This is a genomic window from Natrinema ejinorense (assembly GCF_002494345.1).
Lineage (GTDB): Archaea > Halobacteriota > Halobacteria > Halobacteriales > Natrialbaceae > Natrinema > Natrinema longum.
The window spans coordinates 1,508,005-1,527,191 of record NZ_NXNI01000001.1 but is presented as its reverse complement, the minus strand read 5'-3'; the positions used below and the strand labels follow the sequence as shown (position 1 = coordinate 1,527,191).

The window sequence follows — 19,187 nt, the reverse complement described above, 5'->3', positions numbered from 1 at the left end:
TCGTTAATGCGCAATGAGGGGTCAGCTCCGAAACGCTTTGGACGAGGATTCAACCCTCTCCGGAACATACAGAGGCTTGGTACTGGCTCGACGAACGATTGCGGCACGAGTTACCATTAGTATGTCACCACAGTATTCCAAGGCGACAGATAAGCGAGCGAGTAGCTCTCGATCGAAGACAACGCGTGCCGTTTCGATCCTCGAGAAACGCGGTCGGGACGCCTCGCTGGCGATGGTCGCCGGCGGCGTCTCGCTCGCATTGGCGTTCGCGGCGGCACGAGAGCGGAAGGGGAGATCGACGCTCCTGGCGCTGACCAGGGCGGGGTTGCTTGGCCTCGCGGTCCGCCAGCGGCGAGCCGAGGGAGCGACGGACACCGTCGAAACTGGCGCGGACGTCCGCCGGGACGACGCCGGCGAGAAACGCGCCTCCGACGAAGCTTTCGCTGAGGCCGAACAGAACCTCGGTGCTCAGCGGACGGCCGACGAGTCCGCGGGTGTCACTCAGTCTGAAACGACGCCAAATCCCAGAGGAATGACGGACAGGGCCGATGTCGACGCGGATGACAGCGGAGATCCGCAGTTCGTCGAGGGCGAGCCTGACGGGATCGCACCGAAAGACGCACCTCAAGAACGAGACCGCTCACGACCCACGACTGCACCCCGACCAAGACGACGAGCCGACGACGGTCAACCTCTCCGAGGCGGCGATGGCCGATGAGGCCAGCGAGGCAACTGGTTCCCACCCCGAGCAGGAATATCCAGCCCGCGAGGGAACTGACCCCGAGCCAACGTCGGAGAAGGCCCCCGAGCGGGTAAGCGAGGGTGCCGTCGCACCTGCTGGCTCGAGCGCCGAAGAGCCCGAATCGGCTAACGAGGACGGTGAGTTCGGCTCCGAGGACGTGGACGGTGAGAATGAGGGGGAGCAAGAACCGTCCGACAACGTGACCGACAACGGATCGCGGGACGACGACCGGTAACCGTGGGAGGAGGTTAACTCTCTATTGTGTGTTTCACCTGTCGTCTTTCCACGCGTCTGGATCACCTTCGCGAAACTCTCTTTTTGCATACCGTTCTCGGGGCCAGAGTGCGAGTCCGAGAACCGCGATGAAGAACGTGGTGACGACTCCGACCACGACCACGACGGGGATGTTGGCTACCGCGGCGGTCGCGAGCCAATCCTGGCGCGGTGCGAATGCCGTGATGCGGAAGATCCAGGCAGCAAGCAATACCCCCAGCAAGGCGAGGTAGACGCGTCGAAGGCGATTGACAAGTGCTTCCCCGAAGGTAACTTTCAGCGTCGACCCCCTCGAGGAGGCCCTCGAGGTGTCCGAAAAACCGATCTTCGCCAACCGGGTCGAGATGCATCCCCTGCTCCCGCAGGAGGAACTCCGGACCTTCTGCGCTCGAGACGACGTCGACGTGGAGCTCGTCGCGTACTCGCCGCTCGCCCGCGGCGCCGTCGAGGACGTGTACGAGATCCGAGAAGTAGCTGCCAAGCACGGGGCGAGCCCCGAACAGATCAGCCTCGCGTGGCTCCGCGAGAAGGGGGTAAGTACCGTTCTGAGGGCGACGAACACGGCGCACCTCCGGGAGAACTGGCTCAGTCTCGGCGTGGACCTCGACGACGAGGACGTGGCGACACTGGACGCCATCGAGGAGCGCCGACGCATCGTCGATCCCGCCAACACGTCGTGGAACCGCTGACGCGTGAAACAGCACTCGCTATCCAGTGTCGATCGGAGGGGATACAACGCCTATCGCGATCACGCACCGCCGCGTGCGATCGGCTGTGGATCGCCTCTCGAGGGCTCCGACATTCGGCAGTATTCCGTTCGGGTGGCGGTAGGCGTGAACGCCACGTCTCCCTTCTGGAGGCGTTCTCCGGTCCGCAAACGCCCGTAGACTGTTTTCAACAGACGAATGCGGTTCACGCTGATTCGGAAGCCACCAGTCCCCGTCAGGAATTGTCTGCTGTATCCAGGAGTGTATTCAGTGTAGAGACGGACATTCTACCATCAGTCGGGTGTCCAGTTACTTCTCTTCATCAAGCCACGCCTCCTTTGCGTCCTCGACCGACTCACCGACCTTCTGGCCCCGGTAGCCGAATATCTCACCGTACCCTGACTGCGACATCAGGATCGGAACGAACGGTTCGTCGGCGAGGAGAAACCCCTTCTTTGATTTTGCGTACGCTTCCCCCTCCTCGACTCGCTCGAAGTTCCGTGCGAGCAGTTCGTACGACTCATCCCCGGACGGCTTATCGACTTTGTCGTAGAGCTCGAAGTAGTTCGTCACGGGAGCGTGCATCGGAGGCTCCTCCGAGACCGCACCCTCGTTGTCGAGGAACGCACGGATCAGCATCTCGGCTTTAGCGGTCGCGTTCGGTTGCTGGACCTTCCCGGCCTCTATAGAGACGACTTGTCCGGTCGAACAGAACGAACCGTCGACGACTGACGCCTCGTTGACGACGTACGTGATCGGGAGCTGTGAGACGATTTCGAGCGCGCGGGGATCTCCCTCCGAGACGAATGCGACTGGCTCGTTGGTCGAATGAGTCGTATGGAAGGAGACGGTATCACAGTTGGCTGTCTCCGTCACGAGCTGGGCGGCGAGGCGCCGCTCGCGTTCGTCGGCTTCCGGGTCGCCCGGAAACACCCTGTTCATGTCAACGTCGAGAGAGCGGTGATTCGAGATTGACGCCGGCGGATTGGCGACGATGAACTTCACGGCCCGCTCAAATTCGGGCGACGGCTCGAGGATGCGATGGATCGCGCGGGCGCCTGTCGGTTCGTCTCCGTGCATGTTGCAGACCACGGCGAGGTCCGCGTCGCCCGGGCCGAATTCAATGACGTGAGGCGCTATATCCTGGTCGAACATGTGGTCGAACGTAGACGCTACACGCGGAAAGTCTCCCCACCAATTGAAGCGTCCGAAGAGGAGCCAACGATGAATATGCAGTTTTGGCTACGTTTACCGTAAGGTTGGCGTCCAGCCGAGCGTTCCACGCCTTGTGGAGCGACGAAAATTCTCGGTGCTTGATGAGCGGACGAACACCCTCTTCACGGGCTAATGAGCGAATCTTCTGGTCGTCATACCCCTTATCTCCGAGCAGAATCACCACTTTATCAGCATTTCGCTTGATGAGCGACGGCGCGATCTTCGAGTCGTGTTTTCGGGTCGTCGTCACATGTAGATCGAGAATCACATTCGCTCTCGTGTCTACGAGCAGTGTCAATAACCCCGACCACAAGGGTCGGGGCTTGTCAGTGGACTCCCGTTCTGCCGCTATACAGCGGAGGCGTTGAACTCGCCATTCACGTTCAACGTCCCTGACTTCAGGGCTGATTGACACGCAGCCCATCCACCACGAGACTTCTGCCCGCGATGGATATACCCGCAATATCGGACGGCGATATTCTTCGCCGCGTTATAATCCGCGTTCACCTCATACCCACACTTCTGACACGCAAACGTCTTATCATCGCGGTTATCCTCGTGGGTAAACCCACAACAAGAACACCGCTGCGACGTGTACGCTGGACTCACGAAATCCACGAACAAGTCGCGGTCTTCAATCTTGTACTCCGCGATTTCCACGAACTTCGCATAGGCCCACTGCTGAAACTTCGACCCGTTAGCAATGTTCTCACGGATGTGTTTCAGGTTCTCGAAGATTACACCGTCAGCATTGACTCGCTCGGCTTCTTCGAGTAACTCGTTCACGCGGTTATGGAGCCAGTCCAACGACCAGTCTGAGAACCGACTCCCAATACGTTGGATAGTCAAGTGAGATGAACGCGTGCCTGTCTGTTGCAGGCGACCTCGGCGTTTCTCGAGCTCGTTGCGTTTGTGAGTGAGGTAATCCGCACTGCCGATGAATTTTCCAGTGCTGGTGACGGCGAACGCGCCAGTCACGTTCAGGTCAACACCGAGAACCACTCCGTTCTCGGTACCCTCTTCACGTGACGTGGCTTCTTGGCGTTCTATTCCGTCAACCTCGTAGTTGGGATTCTTCAGCGTAACGTGCAGGTAGAAGTCCTCACTGTGTTCATCATACTGGAGTGTAGCACTTGAGGCATCCCACTCGTCGCTCTCATAGTACCTTCCGAACGGTGTCTCTTCCCGCTCGTCTTCAAGTGGCAACACGTAGTCGGCTTTGACTCTTCCGTTGACAGTGGAGAGTGTCGCGTGGTCAGCGTTGAACGTCGCGGAGCGTTTGTCGTACACTACGCTCCACGAGTCAAACACGGGTTGACTCGTCTTCTCTCCCTCCTTCAACTTCTCGACGCCTGCATCGACGGCTTCGATGGCACGCCGAATGCCTTTCTGGACGAGGTTGGCTGTGAGGTCGTGTTCTGCTTTGAGGTCGTCGTAGAGTGCTTTCTCAGCTTTGGCTTTCGACGTGATACAGTAGTCATCGTAGCGCCACGCCCAGTCACTCGTCTGATTGGCACAGTTGAGGAACTGGTCTTTGGTGTGGTGGAAGTCTGCTTCGCAGTCGCTAGGCATGTTGAGTTTGATAGGTACTGTGCGGCGCGGAGCGTCGTCCACCATCCACTTCACATTATTGGGTGTTGCTTAATAAAGATCCGTGTTTCGTGGGGGAGTTGGGCTGTCTTTTTTGCGTGGGTTAATTCCCACGTGTCGGCTTCCTCCCCGAGGTCAAGCCTCGGGGCGTCCGCCTCGACCGCCTGTGTATGTGTGAAATGCCTGCTCAACGAACCGGAGTAACCGCGACTTCGGGAGGGCTTCCATTCGGTCAAACTATCGGTCGAAACTGTAACTCTCTGAGGATTTCAACAGAGCCGGTAGGGTAGTTCACACACCACTACAACCACGATCGGCCGAATCAAGCACTCGATGGCCGAACGCCAGCTCAGGAGGTGCTGAACTAGACAGTGCCGAACAAGATATCGAGTACCGATGGAAGCACTAACACGTCGTCCCCACCCGTGTACGATGGTCCGGGAAGCTGGAAATACGCTTTGAGACTCCCGATTAGAGCGGCGGACGTGAGAATGAGTGCGAGGACGAACAACCCCGACGCCGATCGATCCCCCAGCGGGGAAGTTCGTCATCGGCGACGTAGAGAGTGGTGCCCAGCAGAAAGAGAAACCAGCCATCGCCGAGTTGGGTGAGCAGTCCAAAGAGACTGATCACTGCCCTCTCTGCACCTCCGTGAAGCGCGTCGGTAATCCCGACGCCCCGTCCGTTTCCGAAGCAGATGTTATGAGTATATTTCTTTCGATTTCCTTGCCGATGTCAGCGTCCTCTCTATTGCCTTCGTTGTCAATACGTTTGACTTCGGTGACGTCACCGCCCTTGACCGACTCGCCGCTGGTTGCTAGTTCAGTCCGCGGCAAGAGATCACTACGTTCTGCCATTGAATTCCCCAGAAATGTCAGTGTCAGGCGGTCGGTCGGCCCTGAAGCGTTAGCGGTGATCCATAGGGCCGACTGTGTACGCCAGCCCCACGTGCAGGAGGAGTATGGCAGTCAGGAAGATGCTATTCCAGACCGGATCGTTATAATAAATTAGGTCGACCGACCACGGCTTATCGAAGAACGGCCAGAACGGCTCAATCGGCGTAGAGATGTCCGGTGCGGAGAGCATGTCAGCGAAGATGTGGCTCAGCCCGCCTAGCAGGAACGCCACGGAGGCGAAGGTGAACATGCTGCCCTTATTGAAGCGGCCCCATTCGAACCAATTATCAAGCGGTCCCGTGAGGAAAGCAGCGGCGATTATCCCCGTGACTAGGCTCGCAAGCACGACGAATACGATCGTATGTGTCACGCCGTGGTGGTGGATCTGTCCTGGGAACCACCTGGCGAGCCAGAGGTCGACGTCCGGGAGCAGCGACGTGATCAGCGCGAAGCCGACGAACGCGACGCTGATGCGTTTTCGCCAAATGAACCACGCCGGCAGCGCGAACAACAATCCGAACGCTAGATGGCCCATTATGTCTACCATTGTGGCATATCGTACGCGATATAATTCAATAAGCCGGCTGCCTGCAAGCGCTACTTCCGATTACGGCGGAGCCCCGTCTGACAGGACCAGCCTATTGACCTCCTCCCGCGCCTAAAGACCTGTCTCTTACCCATAACTCCTATCGCTGTAGTTCGATGAGGGAAAGGCCAAGATGCAGAGCGGTTCACTGAGTTGGCGATCTGATGGAGACGACGAGAGTGAATTGCGCGAGACAGATGTCTCTGGAAAGGTTCGCAAGGAGTTTCAATCAGCTGAGTTGGGTGATGACCGTCTCACTGACCGATTGATCCAGGTCGGAGATCGGCTCGTCAGAGCACCTGCCGAGTCGATCCCAAACGCGTGCGAAGACTGGGCCTTCACAAAAGCTACGTACCGATTTTGCGATAACGAGAGTGTGGATCCCAACGAGATCCTCGATGCGCACAAACGAGCACAACGGTCACGAATCCGTGGGAAGGAAGAACTCTTAGTCGTCTCTGACACGACTGAACTTGTCTTCCCGAGACATCCGTCCAAGGAAGGCTTGGGAGACATCGGTAATTCCAAGACAGATCTTGAAGGCGTCAAAGTTCACTCAACAATTGGTCTTGATCCACAGACTCACCGTATGACGGGGGTCATCGATCAGCAGTCGCTGATCGAGGACCAACAAGCCAGTACCAAGCACGATGCGAATGGAAAGGACGAGCCAATCGAATTAGAGAGTGAACAGGAGAAGTGGATTCGAGGGGATAGGCAAGCCAGTCACTGGCTTGTCGAAGAGGTTCGACCGATATTCATCCATGACCGAGGAGCTGACGCATTTGCGTTCTACCATGAAGTTACAGATGATCTAGACGCTGGGTTCATCGTTCGTGCAAACCAGAACCGCTGTATTCAGACGCCGTCCGGAACGGACGGCCGTCTGATTGACTGGAGTGAAAATCTCCCAGAACAAGGTCGCACGTCTCTCGAAATCGGCCGAGGGAATGGAAGAAAAGCCCGAGAGGCTGAACTAACTATCAAAGCTGGATCGTGCGAGTTGCTTCCCCCTCAGAACGATCCAACTCACACTGAACCAGTCAAGGTAAACGTCGTGCGGATCGATGAACTCGGAGAGCAAAACGACCCGATTCAGTGGGTGTTGCTCACCACTGAATCGGTCACTACGTTCAGTGATTCGCTGACTGTGGTAGACTCCTACCGCGCCCGATGGACGATTGAAGACTGGCACAAGGTGCTGAAAACAGGGTGCCGGATTGAGGAGCGCCGACTCGAAACGTGGGAACGCATGGAAGTCTTGTTGAGTATCTATTCGGTGATTGCGTGGAAGGTTCTAGAGTTACGGGAGCTTGCCCGGGGAGAAGTACACCACTCACCGGAAGTCCTTCTAACTGAGACTGAGCGGTCAATTCTGGAAACGAAATTTCCAGAATTGACCGACAACGGGCCGAAAGCATACGCAATTGCGGTTGCGAAGATCGGTGGCTACCTTGACCGTGGCTCTGATCCACCGCCCGGTTGGGAGACGATGTGGAAAGGCCTCAAGAAACTCCAGACTTTGGCGGAGGGATATGAACTGCACTCCTGAGACTTCTGGGTAAGAGACAGGCCTAAAGACGGGGGTATTCGTATCTTTATCACCGACGGGTATCGTGTTGCGGCCTTCGTATCCCTATCTATCGACCGGGTTACTCTCTGCTGGTGACCGTTAGCTGCGTCCGTCGCACAGTGTTCAGCTCACTTCCGGTTCTGTCGGTTCCTGTCGCGACGACCGCTTGGCGACAGGATCATCAACGCACCGACGGGACTCGCGTTATCACTGCTGGTATCGGAAGTACAAGAGTGTCGGTCGGCCGCGGTCACTCTCCAAGGAGATCGCTACCGAGGGAGGGAAATATCATATGCGCGAAATGGACTGCGAGGACGACGACGATCGGGCCGAGGAAGAGTCCGTACCAGCCGAAGGCGAGGGTCCCGAGGAAGTATCCGAGGAGAACCAGTCCCATGTGAACCCCACTTCGCGCAGACAGGTACGACCGCGCGAAGAAGTCGGGGATGGTGTCGACGACGACGAACGTGAGAACGAGGAACGCGATCGGGTGCCACAGCGGCGTCGACGTCGTCACTGCGAGTCCGAGCAGGACTAGTCCGTACGGGACGTAGACGATCTTCATCCCGACGGCCGGTATCAGCGTTCCGATCCCGATGAGCAGCGAGAGCAACACCGGCGTGGCGACGACGGCCCCTCCCGATGCGAGATAGTTGAGACCAGTGTACGTTGTGGCGGCTGTCACGGCGGCGACCGCAATAACTGCGAGATTACTGAGAAAAATCGTCTCGAGGTCGTCGTCGACTGCCTCGATGTACGAGACGATCTCGTCGTCGTGGTCGATGCTCTCGTAGAACCACCGTCGTACCTTCTGGTCGTCACGCAAGAGATAGAAGAGAACTGTGAGCATGAGAAAGAACCGAGCGAGAACCGAGAAGACGAACCCGGCGATCGATCGCAGCTGTCCCAGGGTGTCCAGCGTGCCCTGGGGAACGACGCTCCTGATCGAGCCACCGGTGCCAGCCGTGAGCACCTCCCGGAGTCGATCGATGTTGCCCGCCCTGGCCAATCGCAAATACGGCTGGAGCAGCGATCGGTACGCCTCGAAGTCGCTCGAGGCGAGAAACTGATCCAGTTCGCGGAGTGCGACGACGCCCGCGTAGGCGACGACGGCCGCCATCGGGATGACGACGAACAGTATCGTGACCGTCGCCGTCACGTTCGGGTGGTCGATGACGCGGTCGAGCTGGCGATACAGTGGACGCGTTGCGTAGTAGACGAATATCGCGAAGAGCAGGGTCCCCACGTATCTGAAGAGGGCAATGCCGATCAGTGTCGCGATCACCAACCCGACTCCAACCCAGAGGAGACGCTTGCCGTCCCATCCGCCGAAAACGGCCATGGGTACTCACATGGGCACAAATCGGAAGAATGCCGGTATTGAAAGAGAAGACTGTCTCGAGTTCGTTTCTGACGCCGATGCCAATCAGAACCAATCTCAACCATTCGGTATGAGTCAGGAACGGACTCCAGTCAGCAATATAAATCGACTCATCACTGTCAGCGGCAGCTATCTCCGTCGACGATAGGGGCCAGATCACGTCCGTCGATCCGTTGGCTACGGACGTTCATCTCCATTGAATAGTTGCAAACTTGGCTGCGGATTTTAGTGTCTCCGAACCGAGTTGGTATGCTGTAGCGCTCGAGAGCCTCGTCCGTGACGAGCGGATGAACGCCGTCATCGGATGGTTGCTGACGGGCATCGTGGCGCTGGGTGCCATCGAGAGCGTTCTTACAGGCGTTCTACTCTGGGGCGGGTTCGAGCTAGTCATCGTCGCTACGGTATCGGTCCCAGCGCTGATCACCGGCGACTGGACGGCGATGGTTTCTTGGCCGCTCTTGGCAGTCGCTACGCTCACTGTCGTTACCAGTGTGGCTGGATTACCGTCCGAGACGGTGGTGTATCTCGACGTTGCGACACTCGCACTCATCGTCGTCGAACTTGAGACGTTCGCATCGGTTGACCTAAGCCGTCGGTTCGCTGTCGTCTTTGCAATGCTGACGACGATGGCGCTCCAGGCGCTCTGGACCGTCGCGCAGTTCTACTCGGATCAGTGGCTCGGGACCAAGTACCTGCGCTCGCAGACCGAACTCCAGTGGGATTTCGTCATCGTCACCGTCGTGGGGCTCGTTCTCGGCGCGCTCTTCCAGTGGTACGCCGGTCGATTCGAGCCGACAGGTACCGTCGCTCGAGTCGCGAACGGAGCGGACTCATCATGATGCTCGGTGACGCGCTGGGGCTGACAGATGCCCAGGAGCGCCGTCTCGTTCGAGGCCTGCAACTTGTGCTCATCTCGCTCCTCGGTTACGGTGGAGCGACGTTTCAGTTCGGAATCACTGGAACGGCGGGGTTTGCCCTCGGGATAACGCTCCTGCCGGCGTGGTTGCGCCGGGAGTACGGATACTCGATGGACGCCGGACTTGTCTTCTGGATCACCACCGCCGTGATCCTTCACACGATGGGATCGCTCTGGCTCTACAAAGAGTACCAGTGGTACGACGAGATCGCCCATATCGTCTCGGCATCAGTCATCGCAGGACTGGGGTATGCGGCCTTTCGGACGTTCGAACTCCACTCAGATGAGCTGAACGTCTTATCGACGTTTCGATCCGTGTCCATCGTCATCTTCGTCCTCGCGATCGGTGTCTTCTGGGAGGTACTGGAGTTTGCCCTCGGCGGCGTGGTAGTCACGGTCTATGGCATCGACGATGTTGTTACCGATTTCGTGTTCAACGCAGTCGGCGCAGTGATCGTCGCAATCTGGGGAACAGGATCCGTCAGTGAACTCGTTGGATTCTTTCGGCGACGACTTCGTTCCAAGCCTGAGAACTAGATCCCTGCAGACGTTCGATCGATGGCACTGCAAACGGCTGCAAAAGCCAGCACGAGGTCTATCCGAAGACGGGATGAATGACTGACCGTCCGAGAGGACAGTGATTCAGCATGAACGACCAACCTGGCCGGAAATCTCGACGGTGGTTTGTAAAGGCGGGGACGGTCACTGCGGCCGCGCTGGGGCTCGGAGTGACCGGAAACGCAGTGGCACAGGAGACAACGACTGAAAACGGTGACGGGCAGTTTCGAGCGGCGATCACGACCGGCGAGATGTACTTCTCGGGCGCCGTCTTCCGGGTCGTCTCGCCAGCACTGCAGGACGCCCCCGTCGTGGACAACCCAGACGTCCTGCAGAATCACAATGTGCGCGTCATCGAACATTTCAACACGACCGAGGAAGGGTATCTCTTCGTGCCTCAGGATGCACAGATCGAAGAGGGGGAGGAGTACGTGTTCGACGACCGGTTATCGTCGCCGACCGAAGACGAGTTAGCGATCTCCGATCTCGTGCGTGTCCAGTACCGACCGCTCACTGGAGAGGACCTCCCCTTCGAGCTCGAGATCCAAGAGGACTTCGAGATTCTGGACGATGACGGCGGCGAAGCCGCCGTCCGTCCCGATAACTTCTTCTCGAGTGCGCCGTTCGAGATTACCTCAGGGCCGCAAGGCTGGGTCCCACAGGACATCGAGCAAAGCGGCCTGTTCACCGATTACAATACCGTCCACGCGGAGTACTTCGGCACGAACAACCGGTTCCTCTTCTTCCCGCAAGAGGGCGCGGACACGGAACCGGGACAGCTCTACGTGATGCGTGACGAGTCCGAAATCTTCGATCCGGCTGGGAATCTCGTAGCTGCCGAGTTCAGTGTTGTAGACGAAGAAACACTTACTATCGACGATGAGTCTCTCCGATAGTGGGCCCAGCATTCTGCTGCTCTGGTGAATAAAACCGGCGACGAGGACGGCCCATCTTGCCGGGATCAGTCGAATGGGTATTGGATTTCAACGGCTTGAATGTGTAACGCGATGCCGGAACTACGATGGTATTGAACTTGCGGTAGATGATTCGTGGCAGAACGGGTGCAGTAGTCCTCCTCGTAGGCGTCCTGATCGTCGCAACTGTAGGCTACGGTGTCTTCGCAGTAGACCGACCGCAGGTCGAATCGGTCGATAACGACTGGGGATCCGTCACGGCCGAGCGGACCGAAGTCGAAACGCAGATCGCCGTCGACAATCCGCTGTTGCTCCGCGCCGGCGACGCCGCGGCGGATGTCTCGTATGCGGTTTCGATGAACGATATCGAGGTCGCGACGGGGCAGAAAAACCATGTCTCTCTCGGCGGCGACAAGAGTACCGTCGCCGTCACCACATGGTTCGACAACGACGAGATTCCCGAGTGGTGGGCTTCCCACGTCAACAGAAACGAGACGACGACGGCTCGAGTCGAACCTGATGTCGTCGTCAACTACGCCGGTATCCGACTCCCGGCGGAAGAGTGGACTCGAACCCGAACGGTTCATACGAACCTGCTCGAGTCGCTCGAAACGAACGAGAGTCAGCAGTTGCAGGCGTACGGCCAAACGGTGATGGTCGTCAACAAAACGAACGCACAGTGGGGCAATGCCACCGCCACCCGAACGCCGATCGACGCATCGGCGACGGTGACCAATCCAACGCCAATTCCGGTGCCGATCACGGAAATCCGCTACACGGTCCAGCTAAATGGGATCGTCGTCGGGCAGGGCATCGCCGGCCAACAGACCGTGTTACGGCCCGACAGTACCCGAACGCTCAAGGCCATTGCGATGATCAACAATTCTAAGCTCGACGAGTGGTGGGTCACGCACCTCCGGAACGACGAACGGTCGAACCTGACGGTCGACTTCAATGCGACGCTGGCGTACGGCGGCGTCCAGCGGACGACCTCGCTTGAGTTTCTCTCGTACGAGCGGACGTTCGAAACGGATCTATTCGGCCCTGAAAACTCGAGCGTGAATGAGTCTGCGAGCGAAGAGACCGGACGAGAACAGGGAGAACCGTTGATTGACCTCCTCCCGCGCCTAAAGACGCGGGAATCCCACCACGGAATTTCAGACCGGTCGTGGCCCTATGGTTTCAAGACGCATACGTCCCAAGCGTCTCCTGCGTGGTAGCATCGGCTTGGGTGTCTTGCGGGGCGGTCAAACGCCCCCCATCCTCAGCCGAGTCATCGCCATCCGTGTGTTCTCTTGAATTGCTCTCTCCGCTGAGGTAGCGGTCTGCGATATTTATTGCGCCGTTTACGTCCGCTTGGTACTCACCCATCCAGCAAGCGTCGTTCGTACACTTGAACGTCGCCTGTCGAGGGCGGTATCCAACTTCACCGCAGGCGTGGCACTCCTTTGAGGTGTTGCGCGGGTTCACCGTCTCGACGGGGATACCCTTCTCGACGGCCTTGTAGCGTATCTGCGCGTGGAGTTTGGCGAATCCCCATCCGTGGAGACGCCGGTTCATGAAGTCGCTGTAGTCCATCGACTCCCGTATGTACGTCAGATCTTCCAGAACAAGAACGGGGTTCTCGACGGACTCGGCGTACTCTACGACTTCGCGGGTGACAATGTGGAGTATGTCGTCTATTTGTCCCCACACGTCGTCTCCGAAGGACTCCGTGATACGCTCACTCCCTCGCGTCTGGAGTCGGCGCTTGGCGGTGAAGTAGGTCTTGCGGAGCCGACGAACGATTTTGCCCTCGTCGGCCCACAGTTCGGGCGCGGTCGGGGAACCGTGGTCGTCGCGGTGACACACCGTAACGAGTGACGCTTCCCCGATATCCACTCCGATGGGCGTCCGTTCTTCGGCGGACACCTCGGATTGTTCCTCCACGTCGCGGGTGGCGGTGACGTGGAGATACCACGTCCCGTCCCGCTCAAACAGCCGACTCTCGCCCATCGTGGCGTCTCCCACGTTCAACGCTTCCAGCCAGTCCCGGTGTTCGGGATTCGGTTGTGCTGGCATCCAGAGGTGGTAGTCCTCGTGGTACGGGATTTTGACGTACCACTCGATAGCGTTCTCGGGCTTGTGGTCGAGTCGTAGCCCCTCGTTAGTGAAGCGGACAGGGTGGTCGTCGTGGAGTTCACCCGCATTGTAAGTCTTCGTCAACTGCGGGACGTATTTCTTGAGCGCGTTCTTCGCGTACCCGCTCAGGTCTTAGTTGACCACCACGTCGTTCGCTTCGGTCTGTGTGGTACATCCAACGTCGAATGCGTCTTGGAGTGCGTGCTGGTACGCCTCTCGCGTCTCTCGGAGTTTCCGCCGCTTGTGGGCGTTCGGGTCCACAAGTTTGAGCTTGAGCGTCTTCGTGATCTCGGTCACGAGTCGCCCTCCTTGTGTTGTTGGATGTAGTTCTCGACAGTCTCACTTGAAACGTGCCCGGCAGTCCCTGGTAGTACCCTCGCGCCCATCCGATTTTCTCGCCTTCGTGGTCAGCGTATCGGTGGTTGTACTTGCGCGAGGAGATGCCCTTGAACCAGTTGGCGAGTAGCGCCGGTTCGTTCTTGGGCGGACTGCTGACGAACAGGTGAACGTGGTCGGGCTGTACGGTGAGGTCGAGAATTTCGACGCCTTTGTCGTCGGCTATTTTGTGGAGGATCGACCGGACACGGTCTGCGACCTCATTGACGAGTACCGAGTTGCGGTACTTCGGCAACCACACTATGTGGTATTTGAGGTTGTAGGTCGCGTGCCGTGTGGTCTTCATCCGTGTTGTATACTATGGTCCGTCTGTATGTTAATACTACCGATAGAACAGGCGAAATCCAGCCATGGAGTCGTCGATGGGTGTGTAGGCTATTGTCCGTTTGACCCCCGCCTAAAGACGGGAGTATGCGCTTGTATCTTTATCAGGATCGTTGAGCAGGTCGTTCAGTGACGTGTCGTCGAACTCCTGCTCGAATATTGTCTCGACTGGTACTCAGTTAGCTAAGCATGAGCGGTCCCATCGAGAGGGTCTGTTTTGCAAGCGTCGCGAGCCGCAGGATGTAGGAGATGAACAGGAGAAATGGCAGCGTTGAGATAGCAAACGCGGCGCTAACAACCCAGAGAACGCTCTCGATACCGAGGAACGTGCCGAGAAACGTCGTCGCATCGACGAAGACAACCATCCCCCCGGAGACGGTGAGTGCAATTACTGCGGCGTACAGGATGGCTCGTGAGAGTTTTACCAGCGCCCACTGGATGTAGAGATCCTTGATGTACTCGCGGACCACCCCATACATCGTGAGCGCTTCGAGCAAATTTCTGAACGCGCTTCGTTCCTCGTCGGTGAGGGAGTCTTCGTACTCCATCCCGAGCCGGCGAACGTCGTGCATCTTCCGATCGTAGTTGTAATCGAGCGCAGGCGATAAGACGTCGAAGGTGCCGAAATCTGTGTCTTCGAGGTGGTTGCGTGCGTGGTCGGCGTTCTCCAACAGGTCGGTGACGTACTCGTCCACCTTCTTGTAGAGTTCCTGGTTTTCAGTCTCGGAGAGTGTGTCTCGCAGTGTCTTTGCTCGCTGTTCGCTCGTTTCGATAAGCGCATCGAGGTATGCCGAAGGGTCTGCGGGCGTCGTCATCCCGAGGAGGCTGTCGGTGTTCTGGCGGAAATCCATCGTCGTGTCCATCCGACTACGTTGGCTCCCGAGCGAACCGATCTCCTGGGAGAGGACGAGCTGATTGATCGAGACGACGAGCGTTGTTCCCGTGATGATCGCGCCGACGAGACCGGCGAATAGCGTCTCGACCATGTCGCTCGACTGCATGGTCGAGTATAACGAGACCGGCTTCATCACGCCCCAGATCATGAACACGAGGAAGATCAGGAAAGCGAGCCCACCGGCGACGACCCACCGGTTGGCCCCGAGCAGCAACCAGAACCAGTACTTGTTGACATCCGTCCGCTCACGTAGCGTGTTGTCCGTCGAGAGGTCACTCATGAGAGACTGGGCGTTTGAACAGCAGTAGTTTCGTGCCCCCACCGTCGTAGCTGATCGTCTCTGCGAGTTCCCAGCCCTCTGCACCGAGGCGGTTGAGTTCGTCTGTTGGATCGACTGTCTCTCGCTTGGTCAATCCCTTTGGCGGTTCGAGTGTCTTGTATTCCCATTGCTGGTGTATTTCGGTACCCATGAGTGGATATCAGCACTCACGGTAATGACTCTGCTGACAGGCTGTTTCCCGTCGTGTAATGATTGGGAACAGTGCGGTGTGCTCGTGCATCGTCGTCTACCACAATCATGAGTCTCAGGTAGCCCCGAGTATGAATCTCGACCAATCTGGAAATCCATTTTCAGTACCTCACGAAGCGTCCATATCCAACCGTGTCTGAGGTTCGAGTTCTGCGTCGGATCGGCTGCACCACTACGGTTGACGGGGTAACCATGAGGAGATCGATGGAGCCTTGTCGCTGTCGACGGCAGTCAGCCGGCGACGCGACAGCGTTGCCACTCCCGAAGAGGCGTACCTGGTCGGTGACTACCGGGAGAACCGGTCGTCGGGTGGTTAGTTCGCGGGGACGGCCCGACGCACAACCAGGGCCGTCCACGCAGCCCGTGTTACCTGAATTAAGACGCTAAGGCCCCTTCCTCAACGAGCGACCGGAGGGAGCGAGTAGGGAGGGGATACAGCGTCCCCAGAAGTCGGAGATTTCTGGTGTGCGAACGAGACGCGACGCGTCTCGTCAACGCCGCGCGAGTATCAAGCACGTTCGACGCTCGGCCCACAGGCCCACCGCCATCTTTAATAGTATATACTTTATATCTACATCGTACATGGAACAGTTCACAATCAACGGCCAGGAAGTCGTGGACGGCGACGTGAAAGCCACCGGTAACGGCGCACACGTCTACGTTCCGAAGCGATGGCGTGGCGCGGACGTGAAAGTCGTCCGTGTCTCTGACCCAGACGACGAATAGTACCACACAATGAACTACAACTACAGGTATCGACTCCGACCATCCGACACTCTCGAAGAGCAGTTAGCGTGGACTGTCGATACCTGTAGGCAGGTCTACAATCACTTCCTCCATCGCTTGAATCGGAACGACGACACCTCGTCATACTCCGAACAGAAGCGACTCCCTGATCTCAAGAAGTGGTGGAGCGACCTGAAACAAGTTCACTCGAAGGTGCTACAGAAGGTCGTGCAACGACTGTACGACAACCTCTCGACGCTCCGTGGCCGGAAGCAGAACGGCCATCGAGTCGGGACGCTCAAGTAGAAAGGGAAGGGCGAATACCGTTCGTTCACCTACAGTCAATCCGGCTTTAAACTCAAGAACACGAGTGGCCGAACGCGACTGTGGCTCTCGAAAATCGGTGAAATCCCACTCACTTTCCATCGCGACCTGCCCGACGACGCCGAAATCAAGACCGTCACGGTCAAGCGCGAACCCACCGGCAAGTGGTATGCCATCCTCGGCGCTGAAATCCTGGATGACGCGCCGGAGAAGCCCGAGACACCCGAGAAGTGCGTCGGTATCGACGTAGGGATTCTCACGTATGGCCACGACACTGACGGTACGGCAGTTGGATCGCTCGAACTCTCGGACGAACGCGAACGCTTGGAACGCGCCCAACGCGACCTCTCGCGGAAGGAACACGGCTCGAACAACTGGGCGGAACAGCGCCGCGTCGTAGCCGAACGTCACGCCGACCTCAAGCACAAGCGCCGCGATTTCTTACACAAGTTGTCGAACCACTACGCCCGCGAATACGACCTCGTGGCCGTGGAGGACTTGGACGCTGCCGGGCTAACGAACTGCCGGGCAGTTCCCGGAACCGAGCAGGCGCGGCGTGGGGGACATTCCTCCGTATGCTTGAGTACAAGTGTGAACGCGATGGGACTCACTTCGTGGCGGTGGACCTGGCGGGGACGACCAAGGAGTGTGCGGCGTGCGGTGTCTCGACGGACAAACCGCTGTGGATCCGCGAACACTCGTGCCCGTCGTGCGGGTTCACGGCAGACCGGGATTGGAACGCGGCGTGGAATATTCTTTCTCGCGGTATCAAGCAGGTAGGAGCGGGACGCTCCGAATTAACGCCTGTGGAGACTGCGCTCCCTACAGGGACCACTTCGGTTCCTGCAAAGCGCGTCGTTGAAACAGGAAGCCCCACCCTCAAGCGCGAGCCGTCAGGCGAGCGGTAGGGTGGGGTAGTTCACTATGTCGATGGACTCCTCAAACGGCCACCACCAGAGGCGACTCCCGCCTCGGCGCGGCGTCGCCAGTCGTAGGCACACCATTCAGCAAGCAGACATCCCCGGACGAGCGCCAAGCGGAGCTGTAACGCCTTAGCGTTGTGATTTGCGGAGGATCAGCGGCTCGATGGCAAGTGTCCGTTTCGCGATGGTGAGGATGCGAAGGACGTACGAGACGAACAGCATGAATGGAACAAGCGTCACTGCAAACGCACCGCCCACGACGAGGATGATGTGATCGAGACCGAGTGTGCTTCCCGGGAACGTCCCCGCATCGACGATTCCGACCATGATACCCGCAACGGCCAATGCCGGGACTGCAGCATAGAGAATCATCTGAGACAAGTCGATGAGTGCCCACTGGAAGTACAGCGTCTTGATGTGTTCGCGCGCCGGACCAAACAGAGACAGCGCTGTTTTGAGGTCGTCAAGCAAGCCGTGTTCTTCCTCAGTGAGGCTCTCTTCGTATTCGTTCGCGAGACGTTCAACTTGGAAGATTTTCCAGCTATAATTGAAATTCAGTGCGGCGAATACCACATCGAACGAGCCGAACTGCGCACCCTCAAGTTGATCACGTACCGTGTCAGCGTTCCCAGTGACGCTCTCAGCGAATTCATCGACCTCTTCTCGGAGGTTCTCGTCATCATTCTTGCCAATAGACTCTCGAAGAGCCGTAGTCCGTTGTGCCGTGATTCCGATGATCTGGCGGAGGAATTCGGATGGGTCGGTAGGACTCGGAGACCCGATTAATTCTTCAGTAAAGTCCCGGACATCCATTGAACTGGCCATCCGCTCGCGTTGATCGCCGAGCGGGCCGTTCTCTTGGGTCAGGACGAGCTGACCGATCGTGACGACGAGTGTCGTCCCAGTCACTATGACCGTGATCATCGTCGAGAACATCGTCTCGATCATGTCGCCGGACTCGAGTTGCCGTGAAAACGGTGGATCGAGGACAGTGACGGCGATCACGAATGCGACGAACACGGCACTGGTCAGGACACTGGAGACGAGAAGGCGGTTCGCGCGCAGCAGCAACCAGAGTTTTATCCGACTCTCGCCCGAGCGTTCACGCATCGTGTTGGCCGTACTGATGTCGGTCTCGTCAGTCATACTGGCTCACTCGATTGAGCAGGTCGTTTGAAAACGAGGTACTTGGTGCCGCCTCCCTCATAGTCGATCGTCTCCACAAACTCCCAGCCCTCTGCACCGAGTTGATTCAACTCTGCTTTCGGATCCTCTGCTTCTTTTTGGGTCTCATCACGTGGTGGGCGAAGTGTCTCGTACTCCCAGCGGTTTGCTTCTGATTCGGACATCACTCCTAGTAGGTACTGTAGCCCTCTATATCCCGCTCCACCACCGAAATGGAGGGAATATTTTGGCCTTGTTGAAACCCTCAATCGGTGATGGGTTTAAGCGGTCGTGCCGAATACAGAGCATGGGCCTTGTTTAGAAGCGACCGAGATCGGCGCTAACGCTTCGTTCTCAAAGTCTGGAACCGTACTGTGAGGTGCTTACCACCGGATTCTTTTCAGTCAAAATGACTCCTGACCCGCTCATCCGGG

At 57.8% G+C, this 19,187-nt stretch carries 18 protein-coding genes and 6 pseudogenes; 11 read left to right on the top strand and 13 right to left on the bottom strand.

The genetic code is table 11. The features are described from left to right. Nucleotides 1-121: 121 nt before the first annotated feature. Both CP557_RS07575 and CP557_RS07570 read left to right on the top strand, forming a co-directional pair. Nucleotides 122-718: a hypothetical protein gene (locus CP557_RS07575; RefSeq protein WP_143825054.1), complete on the top strand. Its 597-nt coding sequence runs from the start codon at nucleotides 122-124 to the stop codon at nucleotides 716-718. Further along, nucleotides 708-977 (top strand): hypothetical protein, encoded by a 270-nt coding sequence (locus tag CP557_RS07570; RefSeq protein ID WP_097379352.1) that lies wholly within the window; start codon nucleotides 708-710, stop codon nucleotides 975-977. Before CP557_RS07575 ends, CP557_RS07570 begins: the two co-directional genes overlap by 11 nt. A 33-nt stretch (nucleotides 978-1,010) precedes the next feature. On the opposite strand, the pseudogene CP557_RS22985 reads toward CP557_RS07570, so the two are convergent. Beyond that, nucleotides 1,011-1,307 (bottom strand): annotated as a pseudogene (locus CP557_RS22985) (DUF2270 domain-containing protein); the annotation flags it as partial. A 16-nt stretch (nucleotides 1,308-1,323) separates the two neighbouring features. Between CP557_RS22985 and CP557_RS22980 the strand changes: the two are divergent. Further along, nucleotides 1,324-1,704, top strand: coding sequence for an aldo/keto reductase (locus CP557_RS22980; protein WP_245852934.1), 381 nt, complete (start codon nucleotides 1,324-1,326; stop codon nucleotides 1,702-1,704). Between the two features lie 327 nt (nucleotides 1,705-2,031). Here CP557_RS22980 and CP557_RS07560 read toward each other — a convergent pair whose 3' ends face one another. From CP557_RS07560 to CP557_RS07550, 3 genes and pseudogenes are all read right to left on the bottom strand, one after another. Next, complete coding sequence (locus CP557_RS07560) at nucleotides 2,032-2,877, bottom strand: M14 family metallopeptidase (RefSeq protein WP_097379350.1); 846 nt, start codon at nucleotides 2,875-2,877, stop codon at nucleotides 2,032-2,034. An 80-nt stretch (nucleotides 2,878-2,957) separates the two neighbouring features. Further along, nucleotides 2,958-3,235: pseudogene (locus CP557_RS07555) on the bottom strand (transposase); the annotation flags it as partial. A gap of 50 nt (nucleotides 3,236-3,285) precedes the next feature. After that, nucleotides 3,286-4,551, bottom strand: a complete 1,266-nt coding sequence (locus tag CP557_RS07550) for an RNA-guided endonuclease InsQ/TnpB family protein (protein ID WP_097381568.1) — start codon at nucleotides 4,549-4,551, stop codon at nucleotides 3,286-3,288. Between the two features lie 266 nt (nucleotides 4,552-4,817). Between CP557_RS07550 and CP557_RS22135 the strand changes: the two are divergent. Further along, a pseudogene (locus CP557_RS22135) lies at nucleotides 4,818-4,895 on the top strand (IS6 family transposase); the annotation flags it as partial. Between the two features lie 261 nt (nucleotides 4,896-5,156). On the opposite strand, the gene CP557_RS07545 reads toward CP557_RS22135, so the two are convergent. Continuing rightward, complete coding sequence (locus CP557_RS07545; RefSeq protein WP_097379349.1) at nucleotides 5,157-5,384, bottom strand: hypothetical protein; 228 nt, start codon at nucleotides 5,382-5,384, stop codon at nucleotides 5,157-5,159. Nucleotides 5,385-5,433: 49 nt separating this feature from the next. Next, complete coding sequence (locus CP557_RS07540) at nucleotides 5,434-5,970, bottom strand: metal-dependent hydrolase (protein WP_097379348.1); 537 nt, start codon at nucleotides 5,968-5,970, stop codon at nucleotides 5,434-5,436. A gap of 172 nt (nucleotides 5,971-6,142) precedes the next feature. Here CP557_RS07540 and CP557_RS07535 point away from each other — a divergent pair, with 172 nt between their 5' ends. Then, nucleotides 6,143-7,561, top strand: a complete 1,419-nt coding sequence (locus CP557_RS07535; protein ID WP_097379347.1) for an IS4 family transposase — start codon at nucleotides 6,143-6,145, stop codon at nucleotides 7,559-7,561. 271 nt (nucleotides 7,562-7,832) lie between these two features. Here the strand turns inward: CP557_RS07535 and CP557_RS07530 are convergent, their stop codons facing one another. Beyond that, nucleotides 7,833-8,924 carry an AI-2E family transporter gene (locus CP557_RS07530; protein WP_097379346.1) on the bottom strand — a complete coding sequence of 364 codons (1,092 nt, stop codon included), beginning with the start codon at nucleotides 8,922-8,924 and terminating at the stop codon, nucleotides 7,833-7,835. Nucleotides 8,925-9,250: 326 nt separating this feature from the next. Between CP557_RS07530 and CP557_RS07525 the strand changes: the two genes are divergently transcribed. From CP557_RS07525 to CP557_RS07510, 4 genes are all read left to right on the top strand, one after another. Next, nucleotides 9,251-9,802 carry a hypothetical protein gene (locus tag CP557_RS07525; RefSeq protein WP_097379345.1) on the top strand — a complete coding sequence of 184 codons (552 nt, stop codon included), beginning with the start codon at nucleotides 9,251-9,253 and terminating at the stop codon, nucleotides 9,800-9,802. After that, a complete protein-coding gene (locus CP557_RS07520) occupies nucleotides 9,799-10,416 on the top strand; it encodes a hypothetical protein (protein WP_097379344.1) in 618 nt (205 codons plus the stop codon). Before CP557_RS07525 ends, CP557_RS07520 begins: the two co-directional genes overlap by 4 nt. A gap of 206 nt (nucleotides 10,417-10,622) precedes the next feature. Then, on the top strand, nucleotides 10,623-11,333 hold the full coding sequence (locus tag CP557_RS07515; protein WP_245852931.1) for a hypothetical protein: 711 nt from the start codon (nucleotides 10,623-10,625) through the stop codon (nucleotides 11,331-11,333). 146 nt (nucleotides 11,334-11,479) lie between these two features. Then, the gene (locus tag CP557_RS07510; RefSeq protein WP_097379342.1) at nucleotides 11,480-12,571 is read left to right on the top strand and encodes an LEA type 2 family protein; all 1,092 of its coding nucleotides are present in this window, start codon (nucleotides 11,480-11,482) and stop codon (nucleotides 12,569-12,571) included. On the opposite strand, the pseudogene CP557_RS07505 reads toward CP557_RS07510, so the two are convergent. From CP557_RS07505 to CP557_RS07490, 4 genes and pseudogenes are all read right to left on the bottom strand, one after another. Then, nucleotides 12,534-13,769: pseudogene (locus tag CP557_RS07505) on the bottom strand (RNA-guided endonuclease InsQ/TnpB family protein). The gene CP557_RS07510 and the pseudogene CP557_RS07505 sit on opposite strands and share 38 nt — an antisense overlap. Continuing rightward, nucleotides 13,766-14,154: pseudogene (gene tnpA / locus CP557_RS07500) on the bottom strand (IS200/IS605 family transposase). The pseudogenes CP557_RS07505 and tnpA overlap by 4 nt, the downstream one beginning before the upstream one ends. Before the next feature lie 217 nt (nucleotides 14,155-14,371). Continuing rightward, on the bottom strand, nucleotides 14,372-15,367 hold the full coding sequence (locus CP557_RS07495) for a hypothetical protein (protein ID WP_097379341.1): 996 nt from the start codon (nucleotides 15,365-15,367) through the stop codon (nucleotides 14,372-14,374). Then, nucleotides 15,360-15,557: a DUF4177 domain-containing protein gene (locus CP557_RS07490; protein WP_097379340.1), complete on the bottom strand. Its 198-nt coding sequence runs from the start codon at nucleotides 15,555-15,557 to the stop codon at nucleotides 15,360-15,362. The genes CP557_RS07495 and CP557_RS07490 overlap by 8 nt, the downstream gene beginning before the upstream one ends. Before the next feature lie 641 nt (nucleotides 15,558-16,198). Between CP557_RS07490 and CP557_RS22130 the strand changes: the two genes are divergently transcribed. Both CP557_RS22130 and CP557_RS07485 read left to right on the top strand, forming a co-directional pair. After that, the gene (locus CP557_RS22130) at nucleotides 16,199-16,342 is read left to right on the top strand and encodes a DUF2080 family transposase-associated protein (protein WP_143825052.1); all 144 of its coding nucleotides are present in this window, start codon (nucleotides 16,199-16,201) and stop codon (nucleotides 16,340-16,342) included. 9 nt (nucleotides 16,343-16,351) lie between these two features. Then, nucleotides 16,352-17,574: pseudogene (locus tag CP557_RS07485) on the top strand (RNA-guided endonuclease InsQ/TnpB family protein). A 144-nt stretch (nucleotides 17,575-17,718) separates the two neighbouring features. Here the strand turns inward: CP557_RS07485 and CP557_RS07480 are convergent. After that, complete coding sequence (locus tag CP557_RS07480; protein WP_097379339.1) at nucleotides 17,719-18,735, bottom strand: hypothetical protein; 1,017 nt, start codon at nucleotides 18,733-18,735, stop codon at nucleotides 17,719-17,721. Further along, nucleotides 18,732-18,938: a DUF4177 domain-containing protein gene (locus CP557_RS07475; protein WP_097379338.1), complete on the bottom strand. Its 207-nt coding sequence runs from the start codon at nucleotides 18,936-18,938 to the stop codon at nucleotides 18,732-18,734. Before CP557_RS07475 ends, CP557_RS07480 begins: the two co-directional genes overlap by 4 nt. Nucleotides 18,939-19,187 lie beyond the last annotated feature (249 nt).

Bases quoted from the DNA above. Each gene is read 5' to 3' on its own strand.
- CP557_RS07575 (WP_143825054.1), top strand. From the start codon at position 122: ATGTCACCACAGTATTCCAAGGCGACAGATAAGCGAGCGAGTAGCTCT.
- CP557_RS07570 (WP_097379352.1), top strand. From the start codon at position 708: ATGGCCGATGAGGCCAGCGAGGCAACTGGTTCCCACCCCGAGCAGGAA.
- CP557_RS07560 (WP_097379350.1), bottom strand. From the start codon at position 2,877: ATGTTCGACCAGGATATAGCGCCTCACGTCATTGAATTCGGCCCGGGC.
- CP557_RS07545 (WP_097379349.1), bottom strand. From the start codon at position 5,384: ATGGCAGAACGTAGTGATCTCTTGCCGCGGACTGAACTAGCAACCAGC.
- CP557_RS07540 (WP_097379348.1), bottom strand. From the start codon at position 5,970: ATGGTAGACATAATGGGCCATCTAGCGTTCGGATTGTTGTTCGCGCTG.
- CP557_RS07535 (WP_097379347.1), top strand. From the start codon at position 6,143: ATGCAGAGCGGTTCACTGAGTTGGCGATCTGATGGAGACGACGAGAGT.
- CP557_RS07530 (WP_097379346.1), bottom strand. From the start codon at position 8,924: ATGGCCGTTTTCGGCGGATGGGACGGCAAGCGTCTCCTCTGGGTTGGA.
- CP557_RS07525 (WP_097379345.1), top strand. From the start codon at position 9,251: ATGAACGCCGTCATCGGATGGTTGCTGACGGGCATCGTGGCGCTGGGT.
- CP557_RS07520 (WP_097379344.1), top strand. From the start codon at position 9,799: ATGATGCTCGGTGACGCGCTGGGGCTGACAGATGCCCAGGAGCGCCGT.
- CP557_RS07510 (WP_097379342.1), top strand. From the start codon at position 11,480: ATGATTCGTGGCAGAACGGGTGCAGTAGTCCTCCTCGTAGGCGTCCTG.
- CP557_RS07495 (WP_097379341.1), bottom strand. From the start codon at position 15,367: ATGAGTGACCTCTCGACGGACAACACGCTACGTGAGCGGACGGATGTC.
- CP557_RS07490 (WP_097379340.1), bottom strand. From the start codon at position 15,557: ATGGGTACCGAAATACACCAGCAATGGGAATACAAGACACTCGAACCG.
- CP557_RS22130 (WP_143825052.1), top strand. From the start codon at position 16,199: ATGGAACAGTTCACAATCAACGGCCAGGAAGTCGTGGACGGCGACGTG.
- CP557_RS07480 (WP_097379339.1), bottom strand. From the start codon at position 18,735: ATGACTGACGAGACCGACATCAGTACGGCCAACACGATGCGTGAACGC.
- CP557_RS07475 (WP_097379338.1), bottom strand. From the start codon at position 18,938: ATGTCCGAATCAGAAGCAAACCGCTGGGAGTACGAGACACTTCGCCCA.